This is a genomic window from Martelella sp. (assembly GCF_984369615.1).
Map to the genome: position 1 here is coordinate 1 of NZ_CFHTCS010000235.1, position 6979 is coordinate 6979.

Genomic DNA, 6979 nt, shown 5'->3' on the forward strand with positions numbered 1-6979 from the left:
TCACGCTGAAGAACGGCAATGCCGACCTGCCGCTGATGCTGACGGACTATCATCTTCAGATCCAGAAGAACGGCGGCATGGATGATCCCAACAGCGCCGTCGGCACGGGACCCTACAAGCTGGAAAGCTTCGAGCCGGGCATCCGCATCACCTTTTCGAAGAATGAGGATGACTGGAACGAGGACCGCGGCTTCGTCGACAGCGTCGAGGTTCTCGTCATCAACGACAACACCGCCCGCATCGCCGCGCTCTCCTCCGGCAAGGTGCATTTCATCAACACGCTGAGCCCGAAGACGATGTCCTTGCTGTCGCGGGCGCCGAATATCGAGACCATCAGCACCAAGGGCAAGGGTTTCTATTCCTTCCTGATGCATGGCGACACCGCGCCTTTCGACAATAACGACCTCAGGATGGCGCTGAAACTCGCCATCGACCGCGAGGCGATGCTGAATACCGTTCTTGGCGGCTACGGCACGCTCGGCAACGATTATCCGGTGAACGATGCCTATGCGCTGGCGCCGACGGACATTCCCCAGCGCGCCTACGATCCGGAAGAGGCGGCGCACTACTTCAAGAAATCCGGCCATGAAGGCCCGATCCTGCTGCGCACCTCCGATGCCGCCTTCACCGGCGCGGTCGATGCTTCCGTGCTTTTCCAGGCCAACGCCAAGGAAGCGGGCATCGACATCCAGCTCCAGCGCGAGCCGGCCGACGGATACTGGTCGAATGTGTGGAACAAGAAGCCGTTCTGCGCCTCCTACTGGGGCGGCCGGGCGACACAGGATATCCGCTACACCACGACCCAGCTTTCGACGTCGACGTGGAACGATACCCGTTTCAAGGACCCCGAATTCGACAGGATGCTGCTTGAGGCCCGCGCCGAGACCGATCAGGACAAGCGCCGCGCGCTCTACCGCGAGATGGCGATCATGGTGCGCGACAATAGCGGCCTCATCCTGCCGGTGTTCAACAACTACCTCAATGCCCGCTCGGTGAAGATGCAGGGCTGGATCGACGATGTCGGCAACGACCTGTCCAACGGACAGATCGCCAGCCGCGTCTGGCTCGTCTCCTGATCCGAAGAAAAGAGGAAGCCGCGGAATCAAGTCGCGGCTTTCACACCCCCATGACAGAAACGCAACCAACACCAGCCGCCCCTGTTGGCGCGCCGCCGCCCGGCCCTATCGTCGTCCTGCGCGCGCGCTTTCCCATGGCAAGCCGCATCGGCGAGCGGATCATCCTCGGCATCGGCCTGCTTCTCGCCAGTTCGATCCTGATTTTCGCCGGGATCGAAATTCTGCCCGGCGATTTCGCCGAGACCTATCTCGGCCAGGCGGCAACCCCGCAGTCGATCGCCAATCTGCGCGCCGAATTCGGCCTCGACCAGCCACTCGTGAGCCGCTATTTCGACTGGCTCGTCAGCATATTGCATGGCGATTTCGGAACGTCCTGGGCGAGCGGCCAATCGGTCAGCGGCCAGATTGCCGCCCGGCTCGGCAATTCGCTGCTTCTGGCGGGCGCTGCTGCGGTCATCGCCGTTCCGCTTGCCGTCGGCCTCGGCCTTCTCGCCGTGCTTTATCGCGACCGCCTGGTCGACCGGCTGATCAATCTCGTCTCGCTCGCGGCCGTGTCGCTGCCGGAATTCTTCGTCGCTTATCTGCTGATCATGGTGTTCGTGGTCCAGCATCCGGTCGCGGCGTTTCCGGCCACGGTCTATGACAGCATGAGCCTGTGGGAGAAGCTTCAAACCATCATCCTGCCGGTGGCGACGCTGGTGCTGGTGGTGCTCGCGCACATGATGCGCATGACCCGGGCCGCGATCATCAACGTCATGGCGTCGGCCTATATGGAAACCGCCGAGCTGAAAGGCATCGGCGCAATGCGGGCAATCGTGAAGCACGCAGCCCCCAATGCGCTGGCGCCGATCATCAATGTCGTCGCGCTCAACCTCGCCTATCTGATCGTCGGCGTGGTCGTGGTCGAGGTGGTCTTCGTCTATCCGGGCATGGGGCAGTATATGGTGGATGCGGTGACGGTGCGCGACCTGCCGGTGGTGCAGGGCTGCGGGCTGGTCTTCGCCGCGATCTACATTCTCCTGAACATGACCGCCGACATTCTGTCGATTCTCGTCAATCCGCGTCTGAGGCATCCGCGATGAATATCCGTTCCGTTTCGCTGACGGCGTGGATCGGCATGGCCGGCATCGCCATTGCCCTCTTCGCCGCAGCCTTCGCCCCCTGGCTTGCGCCCTACGGCGAGAACCAGGTTGTCGGCACGCCCTGGGAACCAGCGAGCGCGGCCTTTCTGCTGGGAACCGACAATCTTGGCCGGGACCTCTTGTCGCGCATGATCTACGGCGCCCGCATGACGCTGTTCGTGTCATTCTGCGCCACCCTTCTTGCCTTCTCGCTGGGGGTCATTCTGAGCTTCGTGGCGGCGGTCACGCGCGGGATCGTCGATATGGGCCTGTCGCGCCTCAACGACCTGATGATGTCGATCCCGACGCTGATCTTCGCGCTGATCGTGCTGGCGGCGCTGCCGCAGAACCTGGCGGTGCTGATCGGCGTCATGGCGGTGCTCGATTCCACCCGCGTCTTCCGCCTCGGCCGGGCGCTGGCGCTCGATATCGCGGTGATGGACTTTGTCGAGGCGGCGCGGCTGCGCGGCGAGAAGACGCTGTGGATCGTGTTCCGCGAAATCCTGCCCAACGCGATGACGCCGCTGCTTGCCGAATTCGGCCTGCGGCTCGCCTTCGCCGTTCTGTTCATTTCCACCCTGTCCTTCCTCGGGCTCGGCATCCAACCGCCGACGGCCGACTGGGGCGGCATGGTCAAGGACAACAAGGACGGCATCATCTTCGGCGTGTCCGCGGCGCTTGTGCCGGGGGCCGCGATTGCCGCGCTCACCATCTCCATCAATCTCGTCGTCGACTGGCTGCTGAAACGCACGTCCAGCCTGAAAGGAGGCCGCGGTGGCTGAGCTTCAAACACCGGACGAAACACCGCTGCTTCAGGTTCGCAACCTTCAGATCGGCGCTATGGCCTATCCGCCGGGCGAACGGCCGCATCCGATCGAGATCGTCAAGGGCGTGAGCTTCACGCTGGAACGCGGCAAGGTGCTCGGGCTGATCGGGGAATCGGGCGCCGGCAAGTCCACCATCGGGCTTTCGCCGCTCGCCTACGGGCGCGGCGGCGTCACGATTACCGGCGGCGAGGTGCTGCTGGACGGCATCGACATCCTGAAGCTCGGTAAATCCGGCACGCGGGCGATCCGCGGCGCGCGGGTCTGCTACGTCTCGCAATCGGCGGCGGCCTCGTTCAACCCCGCCCACAAGCTCGGCGATCAGGTGATCGAGGCGACGGTGCGCCATGGGCTGATGAGCCGTGGCGAGGCCCGCCAAAGGGCCGCTGAACTGTTCGACATCCTCGGCCTGCCGGACCCGGAAAGTTTCGGCAACCGCTACCCCCATCAGGTATCCGGCGGGCAGTTGCAGCGGGCGATGACCGCGATGGCGCTGTGCAGCCGCCCGGAACTCATCGTCTTCGACGAGCCGACCACCGCGCTCGACGTCACCACCCAGATCGACGTGCTGGCGGCGATCAAGACCGCGATCGAAAAAACCGGAACCGCCGCGCTCTACATCACCCATGATCTGGCGGTCGTGGCGCAGGTGGCCGACGACATCATGGTGCTGCGCCATGGCGAGACCGTGGAATATGGCAGCGTCGAAAAGATCATCGAAAACCCGGATGCCGAATACACCCGCGAGCTGGTGAATGTCCGCGCGATCCGGCACGAGGAAGCCGCCGACCAGTCCGACCGCTTCTTCGAGATGAACAACATCTCGGCCTCCTACGGCACCATGCCGGTGCTGTTCGATGTGTCGCTGCATGTTCCCAAAGGGCAGACGCTTGCGATTGTCGGCGAATCCGGTTCGGGCAAATCAACCCTTGCGCGGGTGGCGACGGGCCTTCTGCCGCCGACCGCCGGCAGCGTGCGCTTTGGCGGGCAGGACCTGCCGCCGGCGCTGAAGAACCGCAGCCGCGAGGAGCTGCGCCGGCTTCAGCTGATCTACCAGATGGCCGACACCGCCATGAACCCGCGCCAGACCGTGGGCGGCATCGTCGGACGGGCGGTGACCTTCTACGAAGGTCTCAGAGGTTCCGCGCGCCGCGGCCGGGTCAACGAGCTGCTCGAACAGATCGAAATGGGCAGCGGCTATTACGATCGCTATCCCGCAGAGCTTTCCGGCGGACAGAAACAGCGCGTGGCGATTGCCCGCGCGCTCGCCGCCCGGCCGGAGCTGATCATCTGCGACGAGCCGACCTCGGCGCTCGATCCGCTGGTGGCCGACGGCATTTTGAAACTGCTGCTGCAGCTTCAGAAGGAAGAACAGCTTTCCTACATCTTCATCACCCACGATATCGCCATTGTCCGGGCGATTGCCGACAGCGTCGCGGTGATGCATCAGGGCAGGCTGGTCCGCTTCGGCCCCAAGGCGGAGGCGCTGTCCCCGCCCTTCGACGACTATACCGATCTGCTGCTGAAATCCCTGCCCGAAATGAAGATCGGCTGGCTGGAAGACGTGCTCGCCAGCCGCAGGACGGTGAGCGCCGGCAACTGACATTCCGGCCGGGCCGCCCCTCCGGCCCGCGCCCCTTACCGACAAGAACCCGAATACGAAAAGGTCAAAACCATGGCGAAACAAGGTTTTACGACGTCCGAGGACCAGTGGATCACGCTCAAGGACGGCACGCGGCTCGCAACGCGAATCTGGATGCCGGACGGCGCGACGGACAGGCCGGTACCGACCGTGCTGGAATATCTTCCCTACCGCAAGCGCGGCGGAACCGACCCGCGCGACGAATCCACCTATCCGGTCTTCGCCGCCGCCGGCATTGCCGGCGTCCGCGTCGATATCCGCGGCTCGGGCGAATCCGAAGGCGTCATCGACGGCGAATATACCCCGCGCGAACTCTCCGATGCCTGCGAGATCCTCGAATGGATCGCCGCCCAGCCCTGGTCGAACGGCAATGTCGGGATGATGGGCATTTCCTGGGGCGGGTTCAACTGCCTGCAGGTCGCGGCGCTGAAACCGCCGCAGCTGAAGGCCGTGATCTCGATCGCCTCCACCGTCGACCGCTACAATGACGATATTCACTACAAGAACGGCACGCATCTCTCCGCCCAGCTCTCCTGGGCGGGTACAATGCTCGCCTATCAGTCGCGCACCCCGGACGTCGATCTGGTCGGCGACCGGTGGAAGGAAATGTGGCTTGAGCGGCTGGAAGGCCAGCCTTTCTTCATGGAGGAATGGCTCGCGCATCAGCGTCGCGACGATTTCTGGAAACACGGCTCGATCTGTGAGGATTTCGGCGGCTTTCCCGTTCCCGCGCTGGTGATTGCCGGCTGGGCGGACGGCTATCGCAACACGCCGCTGAAGGCGATTGAGGGTTTGGGCGATAAAGGCAAGGCGATTGTCGGCCCGTGGATCCACAAATATCCGCATTTCGCATGGCCGAAGCCGCGCATGGACTTCCACGCCGAGGCAATCGCATGGTGGAAACGCTGGCTGGACGATGCCGATAATGGTGCTGAACAGCTTCCGCAGATGCGCGCCTATATTCTCGACGGACCGCGCCCGACGCTGAGGCGCGAAAACGATCCCGGCTACTGGATTGCCAAGAAGGACTGGGAGAAGCCGCAGACGCAGATGCTGACCGTCGCTGCCGACGGAACGCTCAACGCGACCGGCGCCAGCGAAGGCACGGGCGACATCTATCTACGCTCGCCGCTCGATACCGGGACCAGCGGCGGCGAATGGTTCACGCTGAAGCCCGATGCCGAAATTGCCGGCGATCAGCGCAGCGACAATGGCGGTTCGCTGACCTTCCAGACCGGGCCGCTTGCCGAAGAAGCCATCTATCTCGGCGCGCCCGAACTTACTGTCGACGTCACCTGCGAAGGCGACTGGGAAAACCTTGCCGTCCGGATCATCGATGTCCATCCCGATGGCACGGAAACCCGCGCCTGCTACGGCGTCCTGAACCTTGCCCATCGCGACGGCAACGAAACACCGACCAACATGCCCCGTGGCGAGAAGACGTGCATCACCATGCAGCTCGACGCCATGGGTTACCGCTTCGCGCCCGGCCATCGCATCAAGCTCGCGCTTTCGACAAGCTACTGGCCGACCATCCTGCCGTCGCCCGAGGCGCCGGGCCTCACGATCGATACGGCCAGCATCCGCCTTGCCCTGCCGCTTCTGGGCGATCACGAGCGCATCACCGTCGCCGAGCCGGAAAACCCAAATCCGCTGCCGCAATATGAAATGCGATCGCCCGAGGAAACCCGCCGCTCGGTCGAAAAGGATCTGGTCACCGGCCTGACGCACTATCGCATCTACGAGGACACCGGGCTGGAAGTGCATCCGCAAAATGGATTGCGCACCCAGGAAATCCGCAACGAGGACTGGTCTATCGACCCCAACGACCCGCTGTCGATGAAGGGCGATATCGACTGGAATATCCGGATCGAGCGCGATGGCTGGTCGGTTTCGACCAAAACCACCACGACGATGCGCTGCACGAATAAGGACTGGATCATCGCGGCAAGCGTGACGGCATTCGAAGGCGACCGCGAAATCTTCGCGAAGTCCTTCGAACAGCGCATCCCCCGCGACTTCATGTAGTCGGCGCTGCCGAGGGGCATCGGGCGATGGATCGACATCCCCCGATGCTCCGCTTTCCATCTATTGAGATGTCGGATGGACGAAAGCCGGATTCTGCTTTTCGCTCGACGCCGCAATGGCGACGGCCAGGAGGCGGAAGGAGCCTGCCATTTTTGTGCGCTTCCGCCGCCAGCCGACACCGCTACATCAGGTTGGGCAACAGAAGCGCGATCGTGGGGAAAATCAGGATCAGGACGAGACGGACGACATCGACGACCAGAAAGCTCGAAAGCCCCCTGAATATCGTCG

General features: G+C 63.4%; 5 protein-coding genes. All 5 read left to right on the forward strand.

All coding sequences use genetic code 11. The annotated features are described in order from the left end of the window. A partial coding sequence (locus tag AC5DC2_RS16590) for an ABC transporter substrate-binding protein (protein ID WP_491699280.1) occupies positions 1-1076 on the forward strand: 1076 nt, incomplete at its 5' end. Between the two features lie 50 nt (positions 1077-1126). Further along, on the forward strand, positions 1127-2158 hold the full coding sequence (locus tag AC5DC2_RS16595) for an ABC transporter permease (protein WP_491699281.1): 1032 nt from the start codon (positions 1127-1129) through the stop codon (positions 2156-2158). Beyond that, positions 2155-2979 (forward strand): ABC transporter permease, encoded by an 825-nt coding sequence (locus AC5DC2_RS16600; protein ID WP_491699282.1) that lies wholly within the window; start codon positions 2155-2157, stop codon positions 2977-2979. The genes AC5DC2_RS16595 and AC5DC2_RS16600 overlap by 4 nt, the downstream gene beginning before the upstream one ends. Before the next feature lie 58 nt (positions 2980-3037). Beyond that, on the forward strand, positions 3038-4624 hold the full coding sequence (locus tag AC5DC2_RS16605) for an ABC transporter ATP-binding protein (RefSeq protein ID WP_491699284.1): 1587 nt from the start codon (positions 3038-3040) through the stop codon (positions 4622-4624). A 72-nt stretch (positions 4625-4696) separates the two neighbouring features. After that, complete coding sequence (locus AC5DC2_RS16610) at positions 4697-6691, forward strand: CocE/NonD family hydrolase (protein ID WP_491699283.1); 1995 nt, start codon at positions 4697-4699, stop codon at positions 6689-6691. Positions 6692-6979: the final 288 nt, after the last annotated feature.

Coding starts and splice junctions, on each gene's coding strand:
- AC5DC2_RS16595 (WP_491699281.1), top strand. CDS start 1,127: ATGACAGAAACGCAACCAACACCAGCCGCCCCTGTTGGCGCGCCGCCG.
- AC5DC2_RS16610 (WP_491699283.1), top strand. CDS start 4,697: ATGGCGAAACAAGGTTTTACGACGTCCGAGGACCAGTGGATCACGCTC.
- AC5DC2_RS16600 (WP_491699282.1), top strand. CDS start 2,155: ATGAATATCCGTTCCGTTTCGCTGACGGCGTGGATCGGCATGGCCGGC.
- AC5DC2_RS16605 (WP_491699284.1), top strand. CDS start 3,038: ATGGCCTATCCGCCGGGCGAACGGCCGCATCCGATCGAGATCGTCAAG.